The sequence below is a fragment of the Streptomyces sp. CNB091 genome (assembly GCF_000377965.1).
In genome coordinates, this window is the sequence record NZ_KB899011.1 from 76,088 (window position 1) to 102,940 (window position 26,853).

The 26,853-nt window shown below is 68.9% G+C and carries 20 protein-coding genes and 1 tRNA gene; 5 read left to right on the plus strand and 16 right to left on the minus strand.

Going from position 1 to position 26,853, the window contains the following annotated elements; all coding sequences use genetic code 11:
- Positions 1-171 precede the first annotated feature (171 nt).
- The 15 genes from D581_RS1000000141435 to galU all read right to left on the minus strand — a co-directional run bounded on the left by D581_RS1000000141435 (position 172) and on the right by galU (position 18,409).
- Positions 172-582, minus strand: a complete 411-nt coding sequence (locus tag D581_RS1000000141435; RefSeq protein WP_158688648.1) for a hypothetical protein — start codon at positions 580-582, stop codon at positions 172-174.
- A gap of 507 nt (positions 583-1,089) precedes the next feature.
- Positions 1,090-1,671, minus strand: coding sequence for a hypothetical protein (locus D581_RS1000000141440; RefSeq protein WP_158688649.1), 582 nt, complete (start codon positions 1,669-1,671; stop codon positions 1,090-1,092).
- Positions 1,668-3,836, minus strand: coding sequence for a DUF6571 family protein (locus D581_RS0131460; protein WP_018961098.1), 2,169 nt, complete (start codon positions 3,834-3,836; stop codon positions 1,668-1,670). The genes D581_RS1000000141440 and D581_RS0131460 overlap by 4 nt, the downstream gene beginning before the upstream one ends.
- Positions 3,837-3,904: 68 nt before the next feature.
- Positions 3,905-4,330, minus strand: a complete 426-nt coding sequence (locus D581_RS0131465) for a hypothetical protein (protein ID WP_018961099.1) — start codon at positions 4,328-4,330, stop codon at positions 3,905-3,907.
- 153 nt (positions 4,331-4,483) lie between these two features.
- A complete protein-coding gene (locus D581_RS0131470) occupies positions 4,484-5,956 on the minus strand; it encodes a hypothetical protein (RefSeq protein WP_018961100.1) in 1,473 nt (490 codons plus the stop codon).
- Positions 5,956-7,314, minus strand: coding sequence for a KGGVGR-motif variant AAA ATPase (locus D581_RS0131475; protein WP_486585898.1), 1,359 nt, complete (start codon positions 7,312-7,314; stop codon positions 5,956-5,958). The genes D581_RS0131470 and D581_RS0131475 overlap by 1 nt, the downstream gene beginning before the upstream one ends.
- 17 nt (positions 7,315-7,331) lie before the next feature.
- A complete protein-coding gene (locus D581_RS0131480) occupies positions 7,332-7,817 on the minus strand; it encodes a hypothetical protein (RefSeq protein WP_018961102.1) in 486 nt (161 codons plus the stop codon).
- A 75-nt stretch (positions 7,818-7,892) separates the two neighbouring features.
- Positions 7,893-12,311 (minus strand): BREX system serine/threonine kinase PglW, encoded by a 4,419-nt coding sequence (gene pglW / locus D581_RS0131485; protein WP_032753374.1) that lies wholly within the window; start codon positions 12,309-12,311, stop codon positions 7,893-7,895.
- A gap of 391 nt (positions 12,312-12,702) precedes the next feature.
- Positions 12,703-12,776 (minus strand) — tRNA-Ala (locus D581_RS0131490).
- A gap of 98 nt (positions 12,777-12,874) precedes the next feature.
- Positions 12,875-14,092 (minus strand): gephyrin-like molybdotransferase receptor GlpR, encoded by a 1,218-nt coding sequence (locus tag D581_RS0131495; protein WP_018961104.1) that lies wholly within the window; start codon positions 14,090-14,092, stop codon positions 12,875-12,877.
- A gap of 162 nt (positions 14,093-14,254) precedes the next feature.
- Positions 14,255-14,899 carry a GNAT family N-acetyltransferase gene (locus D581_RS0131500; RefSeq protein WP_018961105.1) on the minus strand — a complete coding sequence of 215 codons (645 nt, stop codon included), beginning with the start codon at positions 14,897-14,899 and terminating at the stop codon, positions 14,255-14,257.
- A 17-nt stretch (positions 14,900-14,916) separates the two neighbouring features.
- Complete coding sequence (locus D581_RS0131505; RefSeq protein ID WP_026291082.1) at positions 14,917-15,417, minus strand: MogA/MoaB family molybdenum cofactor biosynthesis protein; 501 nt, start codon at positions 15,415-15,417, stop codon at positions 14,917-14,919.
- Between the two features lie 170 nt (positions 15,418-15,587).
- Positions 15,588-16,088 carry a cyclic pyranopterin monophosphate synthase MoaC gene (gene moaC, locus D581_RS0131510; RefSeq protein ID WP_018961107.1) on the minus strand — a complete coding sequence of 167 codons (501 nt, stop codon included), beginning with the start codon at positions 16,086-16,088 and terminating at the stop codon, positions 15,588-15,590.
- 103 nt (positions 16,089-16,191) lie between these two features.
- On the minus strand, positions 16,192-17,502 hold the full coding sequence (gene glp / locus D581_RS0131515; RefSeq protein WP_018961108.1) for a molybdotransferase-like divisome protein Glp: 1,311 nt from the start codon (positions 17,500-17,502) through the stop codon (positions 16,192-16,194).
- Between the two features lie 4 nt (positions 17,503-17,506).
- A complete protein-coding gene (galU, locus tag D581_RS0131520; RefSeq protein WP_018961109.1) occupies positions 17,507-18,409 on the minus strand; it encodes a UTP--glucose-1-phosphate uridylyltransferase GalU in 903 nt (300 codons plus the stop codon).
- Positions 18,410-18,502: 93 nt separating this feature from the next.
- On the opposite strand from galU, the gene D581_RS0131525 reads away from it, so the two are divergent.
- Positions 18,503-19,114 (plus strand): 5-formyltetrahydrofolate cyclo-ligase, encoded by a 612-nt coding sequence (locus D581_RS0131525; RefSeq protein WP_018961110.1) that lies wholly within the window; start codon positions 18,503-18,505, stop codon positions 19,112-19,114.
- A gap of 2 nt (positions 19,115-19,116) precedes the next feature.
- Here the strand turns inward: D581_RS0131525 and D581_RS0131530 are convergent, their stop codons facing one another.
- Positions 19,117-21,861, minus strand: a complete 2,745-nt coding sequence (locus D581_RS0131530; protein WP_018961111.1) for a penicillin acylase family protein — start codon at positions 21,859-21,861, stop codon at positions 19,117-19,119.
- A gap of 277 nt (positions 21,862-22,138) precedes the next feature.
- Between D581_RS0131530 and D581_RS0131535 the strand changes: the two genes are divergently transcribed.
- The 4 genes from D581_RS0131535 (at position 22,139) to D581_RS0131550 (ending at position 26,813) form a co-directional block, all read left to right on the plus strand.
- Positions 22,139-23,758: a potassium/proton antiporter gene (locus tag D581_RS0131535; protein ID WP_026291083.1), complete on the plus strand. Its 1,620-nt coding sequence runs from the start codon at positions 22,139-22,141 to the stop codon at positions 23,756-23,758.
- Between the two features lie 367 nt (positions 23,759-24,125).
- Positions 24,126-25,406, plus strand: coding sequence for an MFS transporter (locus D581_RS0131540; protein WP_018961113.1), 1,281 nt, complete (start codon positions 24,126-24,128; stop codon positions 25,404-25,406).
- Positions 25,407-25,472: 66 nt separating this feature from the next.
- Entirely contained in the window at positions 25,473-25,826 is a 354-nt protein-coding gene (locus tag D581_RS1000000140270; RefSeq protein WP_026291084.1) for an FmdB family zinc ribbon protein, read from the plus strand.
- Positions 25,827-25,928: 102 nt separating this feature from the next.
- Positions 25,929-26,813 (plus strand): S-methyl-5'-thioadenosine phosphorylase, encoded by an 885-nt coding sequence (locus D581_RS0131550; protein ID WP_018961115.1) that lies wholly within the window; start codon positions 25,929-25,931, stop codon positions 26,811-26,813.
- Positions 26,814-26,853: the final 40 nt, after the last annotated feature.

Sequence of the window (26,853 nt, forward strand, 5' to 3'; positions counted from 1 at the left end):
GAGGGTCGTTCCGCTTCACACAGGGCTCCCCGACCAGCTCCCACCCGGAAATGAGGCCCTGGCTCTGGCTCGGCAGCCCGTACCTCGAATGAGCCGCAGCCATCCACAGCACATACAAGGCAATCGCGGCAGACCTCCAGCAAATATTACTCGACCAACCTCAAAGGAGAGTTACTCGCACCAGACGTCCCGCACTCCCGAAACATAGGAACGCATGAATTTTTCCAAGCCGATGCGACGCTCCTGCACCTCGTCGCCCCCCGCTCCCTCGCCGCCGACGTGAACCTTGAGAATGAGGTAGATATACGGATAGCCGTCCATCTCGGATTGAGGTTGCCCCTCTTTAGGCCGGCACTTCATCCACGCGGCGGCACCATCGTCCCCGACTCCCGCACTCGCCACAGCACCGCCCAGCGAGACTTTACGGAAGCCCCTATATGCATCGGCACCGAATTCCGCAATATCATCGACTTCACTGTCGCGCGCAATAGATACGGCCAAGCCGATTTTCTTATCCACGACCAGTCGGCAACTGCGATGCTCGCCGGGCTTTTCCCCCACCTCGACATCAGTGGCCTTCATCGCCTCTCCTGGGGGGAGCAGGGGCCTGACGTCGGACTCGTCGACTCCGACTTCGCAGATCCTCGCCGGAACGGAGTACCCGTATTCCGGCTCTCCACCTGAACACCCAGAAAGGACAATAAAAGCGGCACCACCAACCATGCCGTAGACAATTCTAGGCTTCATGACCCCTTGCCTGCCAAGTCGCGCGCCGTGCGATTTTCGTCGTTTGCTGTGCCGTTGATGTCCGAGATCGCGGACTCCCCTGAGTTACCGTCAATCCCACCCGGATTCGCCGTTCTCCACATATCAGCCAAGACCGCTGCCCGACCGGCTCGGCCAAAAGATGTCGCACCTCTGGCTTGAGACATGACGACCTAGACAACGTCCTCCGGAACGATCCAGTACACATACAGGAAGGCCCGGACTGTCGTTCATATCGGGGCAGCGTCATAGCCCCAGAGTGTCCGCTCATCGGTCACCCGAGGTAGAGAGCCCAGGAGAGCCCTCCCCTCTCACCCTCAGGACTCACCCACACCAACCTTCCATCACCCCTGGAACGTAGGAGCGCAGAAGGTTCTCGACCTGTGTACGCCATTCCTCCACAGGCACTGACCTCTCGACATCATCACCGATGCGCATCTCCACAACCAAGTGCCCGTACGGCCCCGTCCTGGTCTCCGGCGACTCGTACTGCGGCTGCCCTGACTTCGGCACGCACACCATCCACGCAACCGCGCCGTCCTCACCCACCGCCGCACTGGTGACAGCCCCACCCAGCGAAACACGCCTCAGATCCACATACTTATCCGACGCCTCACGCGCGATATCCACCTCCCCACCCTGCCGAGAGATAGAAATCGTCAGATCCGGCCTCTTATCAACAGTCACGCTACAGTTTAGGCCAGCACCCGGCCACAGCGTACTTTCACTGGAATCCACTACGACCTTCTGCCCAGGGGGAAGCAGTGGCTTGACATTCGATGCAGCAACCTTTACACCACAAATATTCTGCGGAATACTGTATTCATAAGCAGAGTCATCACCCGTGCACCCAGCAAGAAGGAGCGCGGAAGATCCCAGTACGGCGATGCGAGAGATATGCTTCACGAGCCTAGACTTCCCAGGCGGCGGGCGGCAGCATTTCCATTGTTGGCGGCATTATCGATTCGCTCAACGGACATCCACAAGTCTTCGCTCTGCTTCATTTCAGGGTTCCTCTCACGCCAGGTTTGAGCCAGAGCCTCAAGACGCCCCTCGCGATCCGTTCCGGTAGCCAAATTGTCACGAGCCTGCCCCTTCTCGATCCTCGCCGTCTCCTCCTCCAACCATTTCGCCGTCACCCCGTCTATCCCCCGCTGTGCAGCGTCGCCCGCGTACGGAATGAAGTTCGCCACCCCGCCCCAGGTGTGGTAGTCCCACTTCGCATCCCAGGTGGCCTTGCTCTTTGCGTCGTCTGCGTCGATCTGAAGCCCCTGGTACCGGGCTTCCTCAAAGAATCCGATCGTTCGACCTGCTCTGCTCAAAGGCTGCTCGACGCCGCCGTCACGAGCATTGATGTCGTGGACCAACTCGCGATTCAGGCCGTCCTGCAGGGTTCCGTAAGCAAACTGATCCCGCGATATCTGCTTCGCGATCTCGAGCACATGCCCCCGGTCCAGCGGGCTTTCACTGCTGTTGTGGGAACTGGCAGCCTCGTGCACCTCATTCCCATAATTCCCCATGACCACCGCCATAGGTGTACGAAGACTCGGAGGCATATCGTCTCCCTCTGCGGAAAGATGCTTCAACGCGCCCTCGAAGACACGGTTGTTGGCCTCCGAATGCTCGACATAGCCACCACCCGAGTTGTTCGGATCGATCCCGGTCGTTCCCGCAACCAAAGCCGCACCGAACCCCGCGCGGCCCTGAGCATCCTCGATATCGCTGTGGCGCAGCGGGTCACCCCACACGGTGTCGGGATCAAACGGGCTGCGCATCCGCGGGTGCCCGTCGACGACATCCCAGTCCCGATGGCGCGTCAGGTACTCCAGCCGGTCATTGCCGTCCTTCGTGCTGCCGTCTGCCGAGCGGGAGTCCGATTGAGGGTCGAGGAACGCCGCCGACGCGTCGGGATCCTTGCTCATGACACCCATCAAGCCGTCAAGAGGGTCATTCGCAAACCATTCGTCGCGCGAGGTGACGAAACCCTTGGGAAGGTCCCAGTTGTCGTTCCCCTTGTCGGCCTTCTCGACGGCGATGAGATCGTCACCGAGATCATGCATGAACTGGTCCGAGTAGCCCTCGCCGTGCTGCATCAGGGTGATGATGGACTGGTATCCGCGGACCTTCTCCCCCTGCCAGTCGTACCGTTTCATGCCGGACTCCTTCAGGCCGGCCTGAAATTCCTTGTAGAACGGGGATTTCGGATCCTGCGTCGCCGTCGCCAGCGCGTTGGCCAGCCCCCGCTCGGCCCCGAGGTAGTGCTGCTTGCTGCCCGTGTCCGAGTCGTAGGCAAGGGTGTTGAGCTGGTTGGTGACCTTGATGGTTCCCTCGGGGCCGAGGTGGTTGAGCACCGTCCGGCTGAACCTCTCGTCGTCGGCGTTGTCACGCATGAGCCGCGCGTACTCCTCCGGGTCATCGGGCGCCTTGCCCGCCAGGAGCTGATCCGCGTACTTCTTGGCTTCGCGTGCCTCGACCACCTCGATGTCATCCACGGCCGACGCGTTGAAGGAGTGTCCGGCCCCGGTCAGGTTGTCCACGAACCCCTCGAGGAAGTCCTTGATGCCTGCCGCGTCACGGAGCGCAAGCTTGGCTCCCTCATCCGCGTCATCCACCGCCCGCACCGCGGAAAGCACCGCGGTGGTCCAGCTCATCTCGTTGGCAGCACGAGCTGTTGCGTCGAAGAGGCCGCCCTCTGCCTCATCGACCTTGCTCGTGTCGAGGTGCGCCCGCCCCGTGGCGTCTATGTACAGGCCGGCCTTTCGCGCCGACTCCACCAGCTCCGTCACCGCACGTATGCGCTCGACGAACTGCGCGTGGATGTCCCGCAGAATCGATGCGATGGCCCGGGCCTCGACCACAGCGGCGTCGAACTGCCGACGCGACACCGCATAGCGGGAGGCAGCCGCGTCGGCGCTCTCACCGACCCAGACACCGCCCTTCGCAACACCCTGGACATGGGTCCCATAGGCCTCGCCGAGATCCTCGAACCCGTCGGCCATCCGGGCCCACGCAGCGGCGGCCGTGGTGAGCGGACTCAGCCGGACAGTGACGACATCCTGGTAGGTAAGCAAGTCTTGTCCTTCGCTCTGCCGAGAGTTGTCCTGTCCACTCCTCGCGGAGTGCGGAGCGGACGACGTGGTCAGGCGTCCCGCCGGTCGGCCGGACCCGGCACGTCGACGGCCGTCATGGAGCCCTTCACCTCGTGGTCGACGTACTGGAGGTCGCTCTTCGCCTTGCTCAACGCCACTTGGTCCTGCTCCAGGCGCGCCTTGAAGCTCTTCACCTGGAGGGCCCACTCCTTGTGGGCGTCCCGCAGGCCTTCACCGGTCGCCCAGCCCTTGAACTCGCCCTCCGCCGCATCGGATTCCTCATCGGCGTGCACGCCGGCTCTGCCGACACCCGGACGGATGTGCTCCCTCAGCGCCTCGACCGCTCCGCGCTTGCCTTTTGCGTCAGTCCTGAGGTCCGCCGATCCCGCGGCACCGCCCGAGCTGTTCAACTGCATACCGCTGTCATGCCGAGCGGCGACCTCGGCCTTGATCTGTTCCCACTCGTCCCACGCCATCGATTCCCCCGTGGCCCGTAGATTCCGCCTGTGCGTCGCAGCTGAGGACAACAGCCCACATGCCGTCGACACGTTCGACTTTCATCCTAAACAAGACACAGAGCAACATTCACAGGAGTAACTGCGCCGAATTCCGAGCTGTTCGAGCCAGACTCAGGAAGGACGCGGCACCCCGCCCCGGCGGCCGAGGCCGAACGCGATCCTGTACACGTCAGGAAGGTCCAGGCGCCCGTCACGACGGGGCGGGGTCATGACGCCAAGGGCCATCAGCTCATCGATCAGCCGGGGCAGGTCGTCCGGATGTCGCGGGCCGGTCCGCACCAGACGCGGTTCGTCGGCCTGCGCGTAGCGGGCGGAGTCCTTCGCCAGTTCGGCGGGCAGGCCCGACCGGGCCCACGTCTCCAGCACCGTCCGCTTCTCGATGGGCACCTGGCAGCCCGCGAGCGGCCGTATCGCCAGCTCCACCCATGGGGTGTCCTCGCCGACCTCGTCGACCCGGCGCTGCGACGCCTCCTGCACACCGGTGCGGATCGCCTCCTGGTGCAAGGCACGCCCGTGGCCCCGGTAGCCGGTGTGCGTGCGCTCGGCCGCCGTGAGGAGCGCCTGGAGGAAGCTGCGCGGACTGATCCTCCCCAGCCCGTCCATCAGATGGTTGGGCAGCCAGGTGTACGGCTTCCCCCTGCGGAAGTTGCTGCCCATGAAGGGGTCCGCGATCTGCTCGAACAACAGGTTCTGCGTGTCCTCGTCGTTGCGCAGCAGCAGTGGCGGGACATGGCGCGTGCCGTCCGGTTCGGAACCCCAGCCCCCGGTGATCCTCCGAAAGCGCCCGGCCGTCTCCCTGTCCTCGTTGCCCAGGCAGTGGAAGAGCAGCCCGTACAGGTCGGTCCGGTTCCAGGTCAGCTCGGCCGCGTATCCGGACAGCTTCGAGGCGTCCGGGAAGTGCTGCCGGGCCGAGTCGAACATGTCCGGGCGGATGAACACCTTCAGCCGGATGTTCCGGGTACCGAAGCGCATCTGGAGGGCCAGCCGCAGAATGCCGCCGACCAGCCGGTCCGCCTGCTCCCGGTCGGTGTGCAGGTGCTCCAGGGCGTCGAAGAGCAGCAGGTGAACCAGGTTCTTCCCGTACGCCTCCCGGTCCGCGTGCTCGACCGTACGCTGGGCCTGCTCCGGATTGAACCGTACCCAGGCGACCTTGTCCGACCAGTTGGGCAGAGCACGCAGTTCCTCCTGGCCCAGAGCGGTCAGAAGGACTGCGTACCAGATGTCGTACGTGTCCCCGGACGCCACCAGGCTCCGAAGGACCTGCGGGCCCGGGTAGCAAGCGGACAGCATCTCCAGGCCGTGGCCGGGCGAGACCGTCACACGGCGCAACCTGCTGATGCGGTACTCGGCGGAGGCCAGATCGCGCAGGCCCTCGTCGAGCAGCGAGCGGTACCAGAACGTCTTGCCTACGCCACGACCGCCCGGCACCACCGTCGTATCGACGTAGAGAGCGGTACGGTGCGAGTCGGGCATGAACAGGGTGTGCGGGGACGGCGGGCGGGTGTCCGCGTACGGGGCCTCCTCCAGCGCCGCCGACAACAGGTCGCGGTACTCGGCGGCGGTGAGCGGGGCCTCGGCCGTCATCAGGGTCCTTCCTGGTCCGGGCGCCCCCGCAGGTCCATCTCGATGCGACGGGTCGTGGTCTCCAGGAACTCACCGTACGCGGCCTGCACGAAGCGGCGGTCCTGCCAGCCCGGAGCGTCGCCCGCGTCCATGCCCACCAGACCCGGTTCGAACAGGATGGGGACGGCCCAGTGCGGAGCCGACTCGTCGTTCAGGCCGCCGTCCTGCGCCTCGTCCGCAGCGACCTCGTCGTACAGGGCCTCGAAACACTCGTACGCATGGGCCCGGAACCGCTCCAGGTAGGACTCCAGAGGAAAGTGCACGGAGTCGGGCACCATCGAGGCGACCATGCCCAGCTTCTCCCGGATACGCGGAGCCTGACCCGAGGACCGCCAGGCGGCGAACAGGTCCCCGTAGCCGCTCCATGTCTGGGCGTTGTCGGTGCCGAACAGAAGCGCCAGGTCACAGAGGCGGGAGATCGCGACGGCGGCGATGTCGTGGATGCCTGCCCTGCTGTCCAGCAGCACCACGTCGGGGCGCCGCTCGTGGTCGCCATCACGTGCCACCGCGTCCTCACAGGCGTGGACCGCCCGCTCCAGACGGGTCGCGAACGACGCCTCAGGGGTGTCGGTGTAGACCCGGTTCAGCTTGTCGACGTACGCGTTCGCAACCTCGCCCGGTTCCGCGTCACGCCCTCGGGCCGGGGCCACCCACAGCTCACCGATGCTGTTGCCCGTGCGGCGCGGGGTGTATGGCGAGCGGGTCACGAACTCCAGGCCCTCGGCGTTGCCGACCGCTGCCTCCACCAAGTAGTCCACGAGGCCGTGGCGGGGCAACTCCTTGCCCATCAGGAGCGGTCCGGCGCCGGGCGACTCCAGGTCCAGATCGACGACCAGGACACAGAGGCCCCGGTCCGCCAGGTGCCGGGCGAGCATGGCCGTGGCCGTCGAGCGGCCGACACCGCCCTTGAACCCGTACAGCACCGTGCGGTGCGTAGGAGCGCTCCCGGGCTCCGGCGCGGGCGTGCTCACCCTGGCCCAGTCCTCGCCGACCACCGTGTTGTCGAGGAAGTGAACCGATCCCACGGCAGCCGGCCCTGTGGGATCGGGCACAGCGCGCGCGGAGTGGAGCAGGGCGTCGGCCGAGAACATCTCCGAGGCGACGAGAACGGCCCGGTCGGACCGATAGCGGCCTGTCCGGCGCTCGAACTCCGCCTCCCAGGACTGCCGCAGCCCGGCCGCGGCCTCCTGACGGTCCTGGTCGTCGACGACCAGGGTGAAGCAACCGAGAACGTCCCGCACCAGGAGGACGGGAAAACCCTCGGCCGCTGCCGCACGGGCGATCGCGAAGGCGTGCTCACGGGCTTCGTCGAAGCGCACGGGAAAGGAGGAGAGGGTCACGGGAGCCTTCGGTTGATCACAGCTTCTTCGTGCAGGGAAAGTATGCGATGCGCGGCGTCCCGGCGCTTGTCCACCACGTCGGCCTGCGCCCAGCCCCCGTCGAAGTATCGGTACTTGACATTCCACTTCTTGAAAACGCGGAGATCGCTGTCGAGCAGGGCGTGGAGTGGCGCTCCGGAGCGTCCGCTCGCGAACAGCTTGATCTCTCGGACCAGTTCGTTGACGTGGCCGAACTCGATGATCCGTTCAGCATCCTCGGGGTGCCTCACCCGCGGCTTGGCCGACTGCTTCTCCTCACCCTCCAGCGGCCCGATCGCCACCTCCGTGAAGCGCAGGAGCAAGCTCTTGACCGCGCATTCCGCCGCGAAGCCGTAGAGATGATCGGCGGACGGCAGACAGCTGCCCTTCCGGAGATAGTCGCCGTCGCGGAAGTGCCGCGTCGCGGCCGAGGCGAAGTGTTGTTCCTGCGTCAGTTCCGGCACAGAACTGATCGTAATCCGGCCCACTCCCCGATGAGAAGAATTTCGGGGACTCGAACCACCACCCCGGGGGGCGTATTACCCCGTCGCCTCCCAGGTCCCGGACTTCAACTCCTTCAGGAACAGACCATCGAGCACCACCCACCCGGTAGCCCGGTCCACCACATCCACCGTACGGCCGTCCAGGGCCGGCGAGGCCTCAGGGTCTTCCATCGGCACGAGCAGCCACAGCCCATGCGGGGCCACGGCCGGGCGCCCGGCGGCATTCTGCAAGGCGACCAGCAGCTCCCGCCCCCCCGCCTCCCAGTAACGGGCCACCAACCCTGCCCGGTGAACGAGCAGCACCGTACGCGGATCGGAAGCCGCCGCCAGCTCCGCGACACGGGACACGACGCGCTCCATCGCCAAGCGTGCGTAGGAAGCGAGGCCGGCACCGATACTCCCGGAGGCGGCATACACCGCGTCAGCTTTCAGCAGTGCCTCCCAGGGCACCCGCTGTTCCTGGGCCAGCTCCCGGAGCGTCGTCAGGAGGAGGTCATCCAGAGCAAGCGGCGTCACGTCGAAACGCTCCGCCAACCGATCCGCCACGCCGGGAAGTTCCGGCCCCTTGACCGTGAGGGCGACGAAACCGCCCAGTCGGCGAGCCGACTGAAGACGGGCCGCCCGGACCCGGCGCGGATCGCGACCGAGCGCCAGCTCGCTCTGCGCATCCTCGATCAGGGTCCGGGTACTGGCCAAGGCGGACACCGTGTGCTCGGTGTGCCAGGTGACGGTTTCCCTGGCGCGCGGCAGAAACCGCTTGCGCTGCTGATCATGCACGAGCGGGAATCCGGCTTTGCCCAGGGCCTCCTCCAGCTCCACGTACGTGGTGTCGGCGAGCGCCGTCAGCGCGGGGAAGCGGGCACGCACCCGGGCCAGCAGGTCGTCGGTGCCGATCCCTACGTCGGCCCGCACTCCTGCGGCAGCCTGAGAGATCCGCAGCGCCTGGACCAGACCGAGATCCCGTGCGTAGAGCTCGAGTCGCGGAGAGACCCCGACACCACGTGCCATGGCGGCGGCCAGGTCCACCAGCCGGGTGTCGGCCAGCGGGATCATGCCATCGGGGGCGCCGACCGCACGGAGCTCCCTCAGCACCGTCACCCTGCCGGGCAACGGGTCCCGGTCAGCGATACCGGCTGCCACGACTCCCAGCGCTGCCGCGTAGTCGGCGAGTTCGGCCGGTGTCGGCTCGTCCGCGCCCGGCTGGTCCTCCAGCGCCAGCAGCACGCGGCCGTCCCGCCGCAGCATGGCCAGCCGCGCCGGGGCCACGGACCCGGAGTCCTCGTCCCGCTTCCGGGCCTCCGTGTCCACCGCAGCACGGACCACGGCCAGCGCCCGGGCCGGTGTGTCAGCCGCTTCACCATCACCCGCTCCATGGCGGACACGCAACTCGTCCGCCAGCTCCGCAGCGGTCATCACTCGGCCCTGCTCGGCGAGTATCGCTACCAGTTCGTCCCGGATCCGGTCCATCCACGGCAGGTCCGCCCACCGCTCGACCGCGGCGATCTGGTGTGTGGAGACCGTGTTCTGGCTGATTCCGAGCGCCTTGGCGATGGCGGTCTGGGCCGGCCAGTCACCCAAGTCGGCGCCGCCCGGAAGCTGAAGGGTGGCGCGTACGACATCGGGGCGCGGCTTCGTACGGCGTCCCTGCCCCTCCGGGGGCATGAGCCGCGCGGCAAGTGTCTCCACCGATTCCAGCGCGTCCTCGGGAGCATCCAGCGCGATCGTCGGCGGTTTACGCGGCTCGGGTCGCTCCCGCAGATCATGCGACCACTGACGGTGGCGGCGGTTGAGCTCCTTGCGGATGGCGTTCCCGGCACCGCGCGCCCGGGAAATCGTGTGCGGAGGGACATCGAGCAGTGCCCCGACCGTCGAGGCGCCGAGTGAAGCAGCCACAGAAACGGCACGCGGCGACAGTCCCGCCGCCTCCAGCGGCGTTCGCAGGTCGGCGACCGCCGCAGCCTGTTCACGGGCATCCTCAATGTCCTCGGTTGTCATCCCGACCGTGGCAGGCGTGGTCGCCGGACGTGCCGAATCGGCCGTACGGAACAGTCGGCGCCATGCCTCCTGCATATCGCGCAGGGTGTCGTAACGCTGCTCGGAGTCACGGTGCAGCGCCCGCTCGAAGAAGTCGGTCAGCCCCTCACTAAGCGCTTGGTCGAACAGCTCTCCAGCGACGTACAGCTTCGCTTTCGGAACAGTCAGCGGGTCGATGGAACCGTCGCCCCACACCGGGCGTTCCCCGGAAGCCATCTCGTGCAACGTGACCGCGGCGGCATACCACTCGGCGTGATCGTCGTAGCGCGCGCGGCGGCTCCCGCCCAGGAACGGGTCGAGATAGCCGCGGGTACCCGCCTGGACATCCCGGTCCGGCACATCGGCAAGGGAGAAGTCGAACAGCATCAGCTGCCAGGAGCCGTCGCTGCGCCGGAAGAGCCCCAGGTTGTCCGGCTTGATGTCACGGTGGCGCACCCCCCGGGCGGCGAGGGCGTCCAAGGCCGCGAAGAGGTCGTTGCCGAAACGCTCCAGTTGGTCGTAGCCCAGCCGGCCTTCACCGCGCAGCCGCGAACCGAGGCTGACCGGCTCGCGGTCGGAGGAAGGGCGGAAGCCTCCCGCGTACTCGATCTCCAGCACCGTGCGTCCGCCGAGCTCCCGGGGATCCGCGAGCAGCTTGACGATCTGTCCGCCGCCGACCTCCTTGAGCGCGGCAGCCTCCGCGTAGAGGCGGGCGTCCTTCTCGTGGTCGAGGGCGACCTTGAAGACCCGCGGGTAGTCTGCTTGGGCCTCGGGACCGTCACCGGCCCGGCGCACGAGCAGCGCACGAGCCGTGGCTCCGGTACCGAGAACCCTCGTAACCGTCCAGCTCTCGTCCAACGGCTGCCCGGGCTGCACTGTCAGCGGATCCGCGACCGGTGCACCGACCGGGTCCGGCGTCGCCGCATCGATCTCGGCCTCGTCCAGAAGGCGCAGGAACTCCTCTGCCGAAACCGGCCGGTGGCGGACGTCGGCCGCGGTCGCCTGGTAGACCAGATCATCGAGGGCGGTGGACACTCCGTCAGCGACCGCGTAAGGGTGCAGTCCGCCCTCTCCTGCCAACCGGTCCACCAGAGCGCTGCGCCGCTCGGCAGGAGGACGCCCGGTCAGCAGCAGATACGCCAGACTGCCCAGCCCGAACACGTCGAGATCCACCGGGTCGGCGAACTCCTGGCCTGACTCGGGGGCGAGGTAGACCTGCGCGACATCCGCGATCAACCCGGAGTCCAGCGGACTGTCACCGAGAGAACGGTGCAACGTCGTCCTGAAATCACGCGCCGCCGTCTGCCAGTCAGCCACCCTGATGACCGGATCGCTGCCGTCCTCCTCGGCCGATACGTACACCGAACGGGCAGAGAGGGCACGGTGATACAAGGACCGGTTGTGCGCGTACCGCACCGCCTCCGCGAGCTGACGCACCATATCCAGCCGATCCTTGGGCGACAGCCGGCTGCCGTACGCATCGAGGTAGGCGTCGAGGCGCAGATCCGAGGCGCGGTGACGGAACAGAATCGCCGGTCCACCCGCGTGTTCACGGATCTGCACGGCCTGCACGATGCCGCGGTGGTTGATCCCCTGCAGTACCTGGTACTCGCGACGGGCCGCCCTGTCCACCGCGTCGCGCTGCTGCGTCGACGCTGCCTGGCCGGCGAGGTAGATCCTGACCCGTCCGCTCTCCTTGACCAGCTCGTCATCGCGGGTGGCGAGCCGGTCCTCCCAGCCGGGGCCCGCGTCCAGGGCTCGCGGCTCAAGACGCCAGCCGTCGCCGTAGCGCAGGTGAGCCATGGAATGGCTGACGCCGATGTGCTTCATCAACCGTTCGAGCAGAAGACCGGTCCGCTGGGTGACCCGCCAGCTCTCACGCTCGGGCGGCAAGCTCAGCAGGCCGTCCCAGATTCCTGGGAGCCCGCTGCAGCCGTCGTTGCGCCCGTACACGGCTGCGCGTTGGAACTCATCGAGCTCGCTCACCAGATCCGGGGCGTGCAGGAAGACCGCCGGCTTGATGAACGGAACGTGCCGCGGGTCCTCGTTCAGCGCACGCGCCGCGCGAGTGAGCTGTTCCTTCAGCTCCTTGGCCTTGAGATCGGTGAGATGCAGCGGGTTTCTGAGCGTGCGTACCCGCTCGTCGTGGAACTGCCAGGTGTCACCGTGGTTCACCACCCTTCCTGGGTGGCCCTTCAGCTCCAGCAGATACAGACCTCCCGGCACGGCGATCAGCAGGTCACACTCGTTGACCCGACCCGAGGCGCCGGTGAACTGAAACGTGGCCCACGCCCGGTGGGGCTCGACCTGCGGCATCAGCTCGCGTACATGTTCCAGTCCCTCCTGCTCCCACCGGAACCCGGAACGGCGCGGCTGGAACCAGCGCTCTCGGCGCGGCGGAGGACCCGGCTTCGGAGCGGAAGGCCGCTCGGCTGGCGTCACCGGGGGACCTCCAAGAGGGTCGACGTCGGCAAGATGAACACAGAAACACAGGAAAAGGGCAGTTCAGCGAGAGGGACGGAGCTCCTGCCGCCTGTCATTGTGGCCTCGTCACCAGACGATCGCACCTGCCCTTACGCGGTGCCCCGACCGCATCCTAATAGGCAGTTGCCTGCGGCCCGGATTCCGCGCGAGACCCCGCTTCCCCTCCCCACCGCCGGGCACTGGGGACGTCCGGGCCCAACTCGCATCCAGTGGTGCCGGAGCACAGCTGATGCCTGTTCGCCCGACCAACTGATCTACTGGGAAACAATGAATGCCCGCCCGGTCATGATGACCGGACGGGCATTCATCAGCCGCCTACGGATTGAACCGTCAACGACTTGCTGCGCTGTGGACCTGTGGGGATTTGAACCCCAGACCCCCTCGATGCGAACGAGGTGCGCTACCAGACTGCGCCACAGGCCCTTGCGACGTGTGAAACTCTAGCACCCCCACAGGGGTGCTTGGAAATCCGTTCCTGCGCTGGTCAGCGGTGTCGGGATTTCCGAGCTCCACCCGCCGGCTCACTCGTTGGCCGCACGCGGCCGGTCCTCGTCGTCGTACTGGTCGAAGAGCGGCGTCCGGCCCCGGTCGCGGTTGCGGCGGGACGGGTTCGTGCGCTGCCGCGGGGCCGGGTCGACCGCGGGGGCCGTCGGGTGCGACGTGCCCGTCTGGGAGGGCTCGACGGTGCTGGAGCGGGCCGCGCTCCAGGTCTCCGGGTCGTTGACCTCCACGCCGCCCGTGGCCCGGGGGGCGACGGGCGCGGTGACGTAGGTGGGCAGCGGTACGGGAACGGGCTCCCAGCTGTCGCCCTGGACGCGACCGCGCTCGCGCTGCTGGTCCACCCACTCCGCGTGATCCGTCTGCTCGACCAGGGCGCGGCGGCCGGCCTCCTGGGGGGAGACCGTCGGCTTCGGCTTCGGCTCGGGCTCCCGGTGGTGGGCCTCGGAGTCGTCGTCGGGCTCGGCGGGGGCGGGCGCCGTGGGCTGGTGCCTGCGGGGGCGGTTCTCGCGCAGCCGCTGTGCCGCGACCTCGGCCCGGCGGCGGTCCATGGTGAAGGCGAACCGTCGGCGCTCCTGGGCACGCAGATGCACGATGTACGTGCTCAGCAGCACGGCGGGCACGGCGGGCGCCCACAGGAAGCCGAGGCCGCCGACCGCCGCGACGACGGCCCCGAGGGTGAAGGCCAGGAAGAGGACGACGGTGGTCCGCCTGCGCCGGGCCAGGACCTGGGAGCGCTGGGCGCGCCGGGCCCGCTCGGCGTCGGCCGCGCCGGAGCGGGGGCGTCGCCGGGCGAGGGGCACGCGGTCCGTGGGGCGCTCATCGGACCGGCGCTCGTGCGCCTGACGGCCCGATGGCTGATGCGCCGCCCGCCGGTCGTGCGCCGGGCGGTCGGAGGCCTGGTGGTCCGGGGCGCGCTCGGGAGCGTGCGCCGGGTCGGTCAGCCTGGCTTCCGTGTGCGCCGGAGGCGCGGCAAAGGCCCGGACGTCCACGGATTCCATACGATCCGTTTCCCGGTCCGGGTCGACGTCGGGCGTCGCCTCCTCGGCGGTGCGCTCCCGCAGCTCCTTGGCATACCGGCGCTCCATCGCCGCCCGCCCGGACAGCAGCCGGATGGCGGTGCTGAAGCGTTCCGTCGGACGGGCTTCGTTGAGCTCGTCCTGCCTGCGGAGCCACATCGGTACCAAGTAGGCGGCCCAGGCCCCGACGATGACTGCGTAGATGAGGCCGCTGCTGCTCACGCTCACACCGTAGAGGGGTTTGCGCGGAAGGATCCGCCAATTGGCCCGGTGTGTCGCACGATCCGGCCGATATCCCGGACTTTTTTTGTGATTGTTCGGATCAACAGCCGCCGATAGCCCGAGCCAATGCGGTCATCGGGCGATCATATTCGAACACCTATTTCATTCTGCGGGTCGGTCCGGGCCGCCCGGCGGTCGGTCCGGGCCGCTCGGCGTCACCGGGCGCGACCGGCGCCAGCGCCGGAGCATCCCCTCGGGCACTTCCTCGGCGGTGAGGGCGAAGATCAGATGGTCACGCCAGGCGCCGTCGATGTGGAGATAGCGCGGGCGCACGCCCTCCGAACGGAATCCGAGTTTCTCCACCACCCGGCGGCTGGGACCGTTCTCCGGGCGAATGCAGACCTCGATGCGGTGCAGGCCCACGGCGCGGAAGCAGTGGTCCACGGCGAGGGCCACGGCCGTCGGCATGACCCCGCGCCCGGCGACGCTCCGGTCGACCCAGTAACCGATGTGACCGGAGCACATCGAGCCCCAGGTGATCCCCGCGACCGTGAGCTGGCCGACCAGCCGGCCCTCGTACTCGATGGCGAACGGCAGCATCCGCCCGGCGTTGGCCTCGGCGCGCAGGTGGCGGACCATCTGCCGGTACGTAGGGCGCTGCGCCATCGGACCGCCGGGGGCGGGCGGCGGGACCGTCGCCTCCCAGGGGCGCAGCCAGTCACGGTTGCGCCGGTTGACCTCGCGCCACATCCGCTGGTCGCGCATCCTTATCGGGCGCAGGACGATCTCGCCGTCGGTCAGCGTCACCGGCCAGGTCGCGATGTTCAGCTCGGGCTCCCCGGTCGGGGATGGTCGCCGCCGCGGAGCTGGTCGACTGCGTGCACCAGGAGCCGGCCGAGGACCGCGAGCCCGTCCTTCACCCCGCCGGTGGACCCGGGGAGGTTGACGATCAGGGTGCGGTAGGCGACGCCCGCGAGGCCCCGGGAGAGGGCGGCGGTCGGGACCTTGGCCAGGCCCTCGGCCCGGATCGCCTCCGGGATGCCGGGGATCTCGTGGTCGAGGACGCGACGGGTGGCCTCGGGCGTGGCGTCGGTGGGCGAGATGCCCGTACCGCCGGTGGTGATGATCACGTCGTACCCGGCGGCGACGCCCGCGCGCAGGGCCGCCTCGACCGGATCGCCGTCGGGGACGACCTGCGGGCCGTCGACCGTGAAGCCGAGGCTCGTCAGCGCTTCGGCGATCAGCGGGCCGCCCCGGTCCGCGTACACCCCGGCGGATGCCCGGTTGGAGGCGGTGACGACGAGAGCGGTGAGCGGGGAGGGCAGCTCGACGCCGACGGGCTCGGCCGTCCGCCGCTCGTGGCCGGGGACACCCTGCGCGATCGTCCGCTGCTCGTGGCCGGAGGCACCCTGTTCGAGCGTCCGCTGTTCGTGACCGGAGGCCCCCGTCCCGGCCGCCCGCTGTTCGTGGCCGGAGGCTCCCGTCCCGGACGGCATCACGCGTCCGGTCCCTGCGCCGCGGTGCGCCGGTAGTCGCCGGACTTGCCGCCCGACTTCGCCTCGACCCGTACGTCGGTGATGACCGCGCTCTTGTCGACTGCCTTGATCATGTCGATCACCGTGAGGGCCGCCACGGAGACCGCGGTGAGGGCCTCCATCTCGACGCCCGTGCGGTCCGTCGTCTTCACGGTGGCCGTGATCTCCACCGCGTCGTCGGCCACGCTCAGATCGACCTTCACGCCGGAAACGGCCAGCGGATGGCAGAGCGGAATCAGGTCCGGGGTGCGCTTGGCCCCCATGATCCCGGCGATCCGGGCGGTGGCGAGGGCGTCACCCTTGGGGACTCCCTCGCCGCGCAGCAGCTCGATCACGCGCGGCGAGACGAGCACCCGGCCGGCGGCGCGGGCGACGCGGGTGGTCACGTCCTTCTCCGACACGTCGACCATGCGGGCCGCGCCCGCCTCGTCGATGTGCGTCAGCCTGTTCTGCGTACTCAACTCACTCCGCCTAGCGGTAGGGGCGCCGGTTACGCCTCAGGGAACCGGAGGGGGTTCCCCCGGAAGGCACGGCGGCAGATACCGTACCGCCACCGGGCGGCGGTCAGCCGAGCAGGATCACGTCCGTCTCCGTGCCGGGCTCGACCGAGGTGACGTCCTCCGGTACCACGATCAGCGCGTCCGCCTGCGCGAGCGCGGCGATCAGATGCGAACCGGAACCGCCGACCGGAGTGACCGTCCCCGCCTCGGCGTCGTGACGGCCGCGCAGGAACTGGCGGCGGCCGGCCGGCGACGTGAGCGCCTTGTCCGCGCTCAGCCGGGCGCGGGCCGTCGGGCGGTGCACGTCGGGGAGGCCCATCAGGGCGCGGATGGCGGGGCGGACGAACAACTCGAAGGAGACATAGGCGGAGACCGGGTTGCCCGGCAGGGCCAGCAGCGGGGTGTGGTCCGGGCCGATCGAGCCGAAACCCTGCGGCTTGCCAGGCTGCATGGCGAGCTTGCGGAACTCGACCCCGCCGCCCGGCTCGTCCTCGTCCCCGACGGAGGACAGCGCCTCCTTGACCACGTCGTACGCGCCGACGCTGACGCCGCCCGTGGTGACGACGATGTCCGCGCGGATCAGCTGGTCCTCGATCGTGGCGCGCAGTGTCTCGGCGTCGTCGGTCACCGCGCCGACCCGGTAGGCGATGGCTCCGGCGTCCCGGGCGGCGGCCGTCAGCGCGAAGCTGTTGGAGTCGTAGATCTGGCCGCCGGTCAGCTGCTCGCCGGGCTGGACCAGTTCGCTGCCGGTGGACAGGACGACCACGCGGGGGCGGGGCCGTACGACCACGGTGGCGCAGCCGATCGCCGCGAGCAGCCCGATCTGCGGGGGGCCGACGACCGACCCGGCTGCCAGGGCCAGATCGCCCGGCTCGACGTCGCAGCCGCGCTCGCGCACATGGGCGCCGGCCACGACGGGCCGGTGCACCCTGACCTCGCCGGTGGCACCCTCGGGCGCGTCGCTGTGGGCGCGCATGGCGGCGGCCGGGCCCTCACCCGTACCGCCGTCGGTCCACTCCACCGGGACCACGGCCTCCGCGCCGGCGGGCAGCGGCGCGCCCGTCATGATGCGGGCGGCCTGTCCCGGTCCCACGACCTGGTCGTCGGCGAGCCCCGCACTGCCCGCGGCGACGTCGCCGATGACGGTGAGGACCGCGGGGAACTCCTCGCTGGCACCCTCGACATCGGCGATCCGGACCGCGTAACCGTCCATGGAGCTGTTGTCGAACGGCGGCAGGGCCACCTCCACGACGACGTCCTTGACGAGGACGCAGCCCTGCGCGTCCGGCAGCTGCAACTCGATGGGCTCCAGCGGCCTCACCGTCGCGAGGATGTCGTCCAGGTGCTCGTCCACCGACCAGATCGTGCTGCTCACGGGGTTACATCTCCTCAGCGACGTACTTGCGCAGCCAGGTCCGGAAGTCCGGCCCCAGGTCTTCACGTTCGCACGCCAGTCTGACAATGGCGCGCAGATAGTCGCTGCGGTCGCCGGTGTCATAGCGGCGGCCCTTGAAGACGACGCCGTGCACGGGGCCGCCGATCTTCTCGTCCGCGGCGAGCAGCTGGAGCGCGTCGGTGAGCTGGATCTCGCCGCCGCGGCCCGGCTCGGTGTGTCGCAGTATGTCGAAGACCGCGGGGTCCAGGACGTACCGGCCGATGATGGCGAGGTTGCTGGGGGCGTCGGCCGGGTCCGGCTTCTCGACCAGGTCGGTGACGCGGACCACGTCGCCGTCGACGGTGGCGTCCGCGGCGGCACAGCCGTAGAGGTGGACCTGTGAGGGCTCGACCTCCATCAGCGCGATGACGCTGCCGCCCTCACGCTCCTGGACCTCGACCATCCGGGCCAGCAGCGCGTCGCGCGGGTCGATCAGGTCGTCGCCGAGGAGCACCGCGAAGGGCTGGTCGCCCACGTGCGGGGCGGCGCAGAGCACGGCGTGCCCGAGGCCGCGGGGGTCGCCCTGTCGCACGTAGTGCATGGTGGCGAGGTCGCTGGACTCCTGGACCTTCGCGAGGCGTTCGGCGTCGCCCTTGCGGGTGAGCGCGGATTCCAGCTCGTAGTTGCGGTCGAAGTGGTCCTCGAGGGGACGCTTGTTGCGGCCGGTGATCATCAGCACGTCGGAGAGGCCCGCTGCCACGGCCTCTTCGACGACATACTGAATGGCCGGCTTGTCGACGACAGGCAGCATCTCTTTGGGAGTGGCCTTCGTGGCGGGCAGGAACCGGGTGCCGAGACCTGCTGCCGGGATGACGGCCTTGCTGATCCTGGGGTGCGACTGAGTCATGTGCAGACCTTAACGGCTGCACACGGCCGGAAGCTGATATTCCGGTTAACTTCGTCCCTAAATATGCCCATACGAGAATCGTGCGAGTCACCATTGAACACCGACAAGTCCGGAAAGCCGTCCGCGAAGAGCTCCCTGCGGCGCGAACTGCTTGCCGCGCGGGCCCTCCTGACGAAGGAGGACGCCGCCCGGACGGCCGCGGTTCTTGCCGAGGCGGCCCTGGGCGTGCCCGAACTGGCCGACGCCCGTACGGTCGCCGCGTACGTCTCCGTGGGGCGTGAACCGGGCACCCGCGCCCTCCTGGAAGCGCTGCGCGGGCGTGGCGTCCGAGTGCTGCTGCCGGTCCTCCTGGCCGACAACGACCTGGACTGGGCGGCCTACGAGGGCCCGGAGCACCTGCTCCCGGCCGGGCGGGGGCTCCTGGAGCCGGACGGCCCGCGCCTGGGCCCGGCCGCCGTCCTGGAAGCCGAGACGGTGCTGCTGCCCGGCCTGGCGGTGGACGGGGCCGGGATGCGGCTGGGACGGGGCGGCGGCAGCTACGACCGGGTGCTGGCCCGGCTGACGGCAGCCGGGGCGCACCCTTCGCTCGTCGTGCTCCTGTACGACGACGAGGTGGTCGCGCGGGTCCCCTCGGAACCGCACGACCACCCCGTGGACGCGGTGGTCACGCCGGCCGGAGCGCGGCGCTTCATGAACCCTCGATAGACCTACGGTTTCAGCGTCAGCGTGTCGACGGTGGACGCGTCGACCGCGTCCGCCCCGAAGGACCAGTCGAGCAGTTCGCCGTCGACCCACTTGTCGGTCTGATCGGTGTAGTGCGCGCTGAACGCGTGGCCGGAGGCCCCGCTGAGGTTGATCCAGCGGGACTTGTCCCAGTCCCCCACGTTGACGACCATCCGCATCGACGGCACCCAGACGACCTCGTAGCCGCTCGCCGCGTTCCAGCCGGTGGCGTTGACCGCCGCCTCGCCGCCGCCGAGGTTCCAGGGGCCTCGGTTGAGCGCCCGCTGGAGCAGGCCGGGTCCTTCGGTGCCGAGGGTCTGGTTCTTCAGCGTCAGCCGGTGCAGGCGGCCCCAGCTCCAGGTGGAGATGTTCTTGCCGAGCTTGGAGGTCAGCTCCCAGCGGGCGTCCTCCATCGCCCGGGCGAACAGGTCGTCCCGGCTCTCCAAAGCGTCCTCGCGGCCCCGGGCGGGGGCCTTCCACCACTCGTTGTCCTGGTCGTCCACGATGTCGCGGACCACCTGGAACCAGCGGTCGCCGCCGTCCGGCTGCGCGGTGTCGCCGTCGCGCTGGCCGCACTCGCGGACGAGCTTCTTCTGCTGGTCGGCCGGGCCGCTGTTCTTGGCCGGCGGCACGTTGAGGCAGTCGCCCTCGACCCGCATCTCCTTGGGCAGCTTGTTGCCGAAGGCGAGTTTCAGGATGTTGCGCCAGACGCCGTTGAAGTACGCGGCGGCGGCCGAGTCGGGCTCCTGGGTGTAGTCCCAGCCCTCCAGCAGCTTCTGGGCCTCGCGGACGCTCGGGTCGGAGATGTTGATCTTCTTCAGCTCGGGCACCAGCAGCGCGGCGATCTCGCTGAAGTTGTCCATCTGCATCTTCTGCATGTCATCGGTCGAGACCTTCTCGCCGCCCTTGATCTTCTGGGTCAGGAGGTCGTTGATCCGCTGACTGCGGGCGCCGTAGCCCCAGTCCTTGGTCAGGAGGTGGGGGTACTTCTTCTCGTCGATGACGGCCTGGTTGGCGGTGACGATGAAGCCGCGGTCCGGGTTGTACTCGTACGGCAGCTCCTCGAAGGGGATGTACCCCTCCCACCCGTACTTCGGGTCCCAGCCCGGCGCGGGCGCCGTGCCGTCGTAGCCCTCGGAGCGGACCGGGATCCTGCCCGGGGCCTGGTAGCCGATGTTGCCCTCGGTGTCGGCGTAGATGAGGTTCTGCGAGGGGACCTCGAAGTTCTCGGCGGCCTTCCGGAAGGTGGTGAAGTCCTTGGCCCGGTTGAGCGCGAAGACGGCGTCCATGGACTTCCCGGGCTCCAGCGCGGTCCACTTCAGCGCCACCGCGTAGCCGTCGGCCCGGTCCGGGGCCGCGTTACTGACGGGGGCTTTCTGGCCGACCTTGTCCAGCTCCTTGCTGCGGTCGGAGACCAGGGGCCCGTTGTTCGTCTCCCGGACGGTGATCTTCCGGTCCCTGCCGCCGGCGACCTTGATGGTCTCCTCGCGGGTCTTGAAGGACTTGGTCTCGCCGTCGTACAGGTAGCCGTCGTCGGAGACCTTCTCCAGGAAGAGGTCGGTGACGTCGGCGCCCAGATTGGTGAGGCCCCAGGCGATGTCCTGGTTGTGACCGATGATCACACCGGGCATGCCGGAGAAGGTGTAGCCGGCCGTGTCGTACTGGCAGGTCTTGGAGAGTTCCCGGCAGTGCAGGCCCATCTGGTACCAGAGGGAGGGCAGCATCGGCGCGAGGTGCGGGTCGTTCGCGAGCAGCGCCTTGGAAGACGTCGTGTGCTCGCCGGAGACGACCCAGGAGTTCGAGCCGATGCCGTTGCCGTTCGGGCCGAGCAGCACCGGGATCTCGTCGAGGGTGTCCGAGAGGGCGGCCATCTGGGTGGTGAGGCCCTCGGTGGCGCCCTCGGCGGTCGACGAACCGATGCTGTCCGACGGGTTCGCCTCGGGGTCGAACTTCCCGGTGGCGGAGGAGACCGTGCCGTTCTCGACGATCGGCTTGTTCCGCTTGTACGGGTAGCCGGGGTACAGGTCCTCGATCTGGTCCTTGTCGAGGCGGCTGGTCAGCAGCGAACGGTCGATCTCGTCCTGCATGTTGCCGCGCAGGTCCCACGCCATCGCCTTCAGCCAGGCCACCGAGTCGACCGGGGTCCACTCGCCGGGCTTGTAGTCGTTGGTCAGCCCCAGAGCCGCGTACTCGACCGAGATGTCCCGGCCTTCCTTGCCCTTCAGATACGCGTTGACGCCCTCCGCGTACGCCTGGAGGTTCTTCTTGGTGCTCTCGTCCAGGACCTCGTCGTACTCCTTCTGCGCCACCTTCCGCCAGCCGAGCGTGCGCAGGAAGGAATCGGTCTCCACCTGTCCGGAACCGAACATCTCGGAGAGCCGGCCGGACGTCATGTGCCGCCGGACGTCCATCTCCCAGAAGCGGTCCTGGGCCTGGACGAAGCCCTGGGCTCGGAAGAGGTCGGCGTCGGAGTCCGCGTAGATCTGCGGGATTCCGTAGGAGTCACGTTTGACCTCGACGTCCCCGGAAAGGCCGTCGAGAGTCGTGGACCCGGTGGTCTGCGGGTACGAGGCCCGCACGGTGGACACGGACCAGTACGCCCCGTATCCGACACCCGCGACGAGCGCCAGCACCAGGACGAGCACGAGCAGGCGGGCGCGTCGCCCCTTCTTCCTGCCGGGCTTCTTCGCGTCGGAAGGGCCGGAAGAGGCGGTTGTGTTGGCGGGCATCGCTGTCCTTCGAGGGGCAGGGTGGTCCTGGGAGTGCAGGAGCAACCATAGGCGCAGCGGAGAAGCCACTCGGACGCGGTATAGGGATGCATCCATTTGCGTCTTCCTCGTACGAACACTCGAACCCGTCAAGGAATCGTTAAAGATTAGGTAAGGTAACGAAGTAACTGGCTGCCGGAGGACGATCCGGCAGGCGCACGCAGGGAAGGAACGGACCCTGACTGTCCACGCGCTCAACGAACTCCTGCTCGTCTGCTCGCTCGTCCTGCTCGTCGCCGTGGTGGCGGTACGGGTCTCCTCGCGCAGCGGGCTCCCCAGCCTGCTCCTGTATCTCGGCATCGGGATCGCCCTGGGGCAGGACGGCATCTTCGACGTCAAGTTCGACAACGCCGAGCTGACGCAGGTCTTCGGCTACGCCGCACTGGTCGTCATCCTGGCCGAGGGCGGACTCGGGGCGAAGTGGAAAGAAGTCAGACCCGTGCTGCCCGCGGCCGCGGTGATCTCGACCGTCGGCGTCGGCATCAGCGTGGGCATCACCGCCGCCGCCGCGCACTACCTGGTCGGCCTGGACTGGCGCCAGGCCCTCATCATCGGCGCGGTCGTCTCCTCGACCGACGCGGCCGCCGTCTTCTCCGTACTGCGCAAGGTGCCCCTGCCGCCCCGGATCAACGGGGTCCTGGAGGCCGAGTCGGGCTTCAACGACGCTCCCGTCGTCATCCTGGTCGTCGCGTTCTCCGCGGTCGGCCCGGTCGAGCACTGGTACATCCTGGTCGCGGAGATCGCCATGGAGCTGGCCATCGGCGCCGCGATCGGCATCGCGGTGGGCTGGCTGGGGTCCCTGGGGCTGCGGCACGTGGCGCTGCCCGCCTCCGGCCTCTACCCGATCGCCGTGATGGCCATCGCCGTCTCCGCGTACGCGGCGGGCGCCATGGCCCACGGCAGCGGGTTCCTCGCCGTCTACCTGGCCGCGATGATCCTCGGCAACTCCAAGCTGCCGCACTGGCCCGCCACCCGGGGCTTCGCGGACGGGCTCGGCTGGCTGGCCCAGATCGGCATGTTCGTGCTGCTCGGCCTGCTCGTCACCCCGCACGACCTGGTCGACGACTTCTGGCCCGCCATCGTCGTGGGCCTGGTGCTGACCATGGTGGCGCGGCCGTTGTCGGTCTTCCTGAGCCTCGCGCCGTTCCGGCTGCCGGCCCGCGAGAAGGTCCTGATGTCCTGGGCCGGGCTGCGCGGGGCGGTGCCCATCGTCCTGGCGACCATTCCGATGGTGTCCGGGGTGGAGGGCAGTACGAGAATCTTCAACATCGTTTTCGTCCTGGTCATCGTCTACACCCTCATCCAGGGCCCGACGCTGCCCTGGGTCGCGAACAAGTTGAACATCGCCGACGATCCGGCCGAGGCCGCCGACCTGGGCATCGAGTCGGCCCCGCTGGAGCGGCTGCGCGGACACCTGCTGTCGGTCGCCATCCCCACGAAGTCCAAGATGCACGGCGTCGAGGTCGGCGAGCTCCGGCTCCCGGCGGGCGCCGCGGTCACGCTGGTGGTCCGTGAGGGCAAGAGCTTCGTGCCGTCCCCGGCGACGGTGCTGCGGCGCGGCGACGAGCTGCTGGTGGTGGCCACCGATCCGGTGCGGGACAGGGCGGAGGAACGGCTGCGGGCGGTCGGCGAGGGCGGCAAACTGGCCGGCTGGCTGGGCACCGGCAGAACCCCCGCTGCCGGCGCGCCCGGCATGGCGGGGCCCCATGGCGGTTCAGCCATACCCCAGGCGATGAAGCTGGCCAAGAAGCTCGGCGGCGCCGGCGCCAACGGCAGTGGCAGTGGAAGTGGAAGCGTGAACGGCAGCAGCGGCAGCGTGAACGGGAGCAGCGGCAACGGCACGAGGACCAGTCCCTGACGCTGCTCCCTGGAGTTCTTCTGAGGCCCCTGAGGCCCCTGAGGCGACGACTCAGGGAATCGGCGGCGCACGCGTCGCAGATCACAGGCTGATACGGAAGCCCTGTACGCAATCACAGGCGCACAAGACTTCCTGCCTGTACGATTAAGGGCAAACCTGATCGACCAACTCTGTCTGAAGCAGAGCTGGCGCGACCGTATGGCGGTCGTGGTGTCTCTTCGCCCGGCGTTTCTTCGCCGATTGCAGCGAGTCGCCCGGCATCTACCGCAGTTCCGCGCGAAGAGGACAGCTCTCGGCCGCTTCCGTCCGGCCCGCCCCACAAGGGCGCCGGGAAGCAGGGCCACCAGGCGGCAGAAAGGCAAGGACCGTGGCGACCACGGTCTCCGACCGCCCCGGATACGGGCAACTCCTGCGCACCCCCGGTGCGTGGACCTTCCTCCTCCCGGGCTTCGCCGCACGGCAGCCCTTCGCGATGCTCACCATCGGCATCGTCCTCCTCGTGCAGCACACCACCGGCTCGTACGGCAGCGCCGGCGCCGTCGCGGCGGTCTCCGGCGTCTCCATGGCGCTGTTCGCCCCGCAGAGCGGCAAGCTCGCCGACCGCTTCGGGCAGCGCGCCGTCCTGCTGCCCGGAGTGCTCCTCCACGCCGTCTCCGTGAGCGCCCTGACCGTACTGGCGCTGGCGGACGCACCCCTGTGGGCGCTGTTCGTCGCCGCCGTGCCGACCGGCGCCTCCATCCCACAGGTCGGCCCCATGGTGCGGGCCCGCTGGGCGGCGATGCTGGGGGCGACCCCCGACCGGCCCGCCTCTCCGCTGATGTCCACCGCGGCCGCGTTCGAGTCGGTGACGGACGAGTTCACGTTCGTACTCGGCCCGGTGATCGCCACCGCGCTCTGCACCGGCGTGCACCCTGCGGCCGGTCTGCTCACGGAAGCCGCTCTGACCCTGGTCGGCGGCCTGTTCTTCGCCGCGCAGCGTGCCACCCAGCCCGCCCCTCGCAACGCGGCCACCGCGGCCGAGCCGCACGCCTCGGCGCTCTCCGTGCCGGGTGTGCGCGTCCTGGCCGTCGCCTTCCTGGGCATCGGCGCGGTCTTCGGCGGGATGCAGGTCTCACTGACCGCGTTCTCCGAGGAGATCGGCCACCCCGGGGTGAACGGTGTCCTCTACGGGGTCTTCGCGGCGGGCAACATGCTGGCCGGCATCGCCTGCGGCGCCATCGCCTGGAAGAGCAGCCCGCGCCGACGGCTGATCGTCGGGTACGTGGCGCTGACCCTCACCGCGTCCGGCCTGTGGGCCGTGCACTCGGTGCCGCTGCTGGCCGGGCTCGGCCTGCTGGTCGGCCTCTGCATCGCTCCGGCGCTGATCAGCGGCTACACCCTGGTCGATGCGCTGGTGCCCGCCACCGCCCGCACCGAGGCCTTCACCTGGCTGACGGGCGCCGTGGCGCTCGGACAGGCCGCGGCCGTGACCGTGGCGGGGCAACTCGCCGACGCCCATGGCGCGAGCACCGGTTTCCTGGTGCCTCTGGCCGCAACCGTGCTGGCGCTGATGACCCTGCTGGCCCTGCGTTCGCGGCTGACTCCGAGGTCCTCGGGGCGCCCCGTCGCACGTGCGATCGGTCACCGCGAGCCGGTCACGGTGGACTGATTCAACGGAATACGTCAGTATGGACCGTCGTTAGCACTCATTGAGTGAGAGTGCCAGGAGGAGCAAGTGCCGACCTATCAGTACCAGTGCACCGAGTGCGGCGAGGGCCTTGAGGCGGTGCAGAAGTTCACCGATGATGCCCTGACCGTGTGCCCGAGCTGCGACGGACGCCTCAAGAAGGTGTTCTCCGCGGTCGGCATCGTCTTCAAGGGTTCCGGTTTCTACCGGAACGACAGCCGCGGCTCCTCGTCGAGCAGCACGCCGGCGACGGCGGCCTCGAAGTCGTCCGACTCCGCGTCGTCCTCGTCGTCGGGTTCGGACACGAAGGCGAGCGCGACAGCGTCGTCGTCCTCTTCGTCCGGCTCCTCCTCGTCGTCGGCCTCCGCGCCGGCCTCGTCGAGCGGTACGTCGGCCGCCTGAGCCCGCGTACGCCCCATCTGCTGTGCACCGGACCCCGCCGAGGCCACTCGGCGGGGTCCGGGCGTTGGTCCCGGGAATCGCTCCTCCGGATACGGTGACCGCATGGCGAACCCACTTGACGAAACGAGCTCCGGTACGGGTACGGCGGGCACCGGGAGCTCCGCGGAGATCGGTGTCATCGGCGGCTCGGGCTTCTACTCCTTCCTGGAGGACGTCACCGAGGTCTCCGTGGACACCCCTTACGGGAAGCCGAGCGACTCGGTCTTCCTCGGCGAGCTCGGCGGCCGGCGGGTGGCCTTCCTGCCCCGCCACGGACGCGGCCACCACCTGCCGCCGCACCGCATCAACTACCGGGCCAACCTCTGGGCGCTGCGCTCCGTCGGGGTCCGGCAGGTGCTCGGCCCGTGCGCGGTGGGCGGGCTGCGGCCGGAGTACGGGCCGGGCACCCTGCTCGTCCCCGACCAGCTGGTGGACCGCACCAAGGCCCGCGTGCAGACCTTTTACGACGGTGAGACCCGGTCCGACGGAACCGTGCCGAACGTCGTCCACCTGGGCTTCGCCGACCCGTACTGCCCCGAGGGGCGCAGGGCCGCACTCACCGCGGCCCGCGGACGCGACTGGGAGCCGGTGGACGGCGGCACCCTGGTGGTCGTCGAGGGGCCCCGCTTCTCGACCCGTGCGGAATCGCGCTGGCACGCGGCGATGGGCTGGTCGGTCGTGGGCATGACCGGACACCCCGAAGCGGTCCTCGCCCGTGAGCTGGGCCTCTGCTACACGACGATGACCCTGGTGACCGACCTGGACGCGGGGGCCGAGGCGGGCGAGGGCGTCTCGCACGAGGAGGTGCTCCAGGTGTTCGCGGCCAATGTGGACCGGCTGCGCTCGGTGCTGTTCGACGCGGTGGCCGGACTGCCGAGGAGCGAGAACCGCAACTGCACATGCGCCCACGCCCTGGACGGGATCGACACGGGGATCGCTCTGCCGTAGCGGGCATCGCCGCCGCTCGGGCAGGGCGGACCGCGCCGAA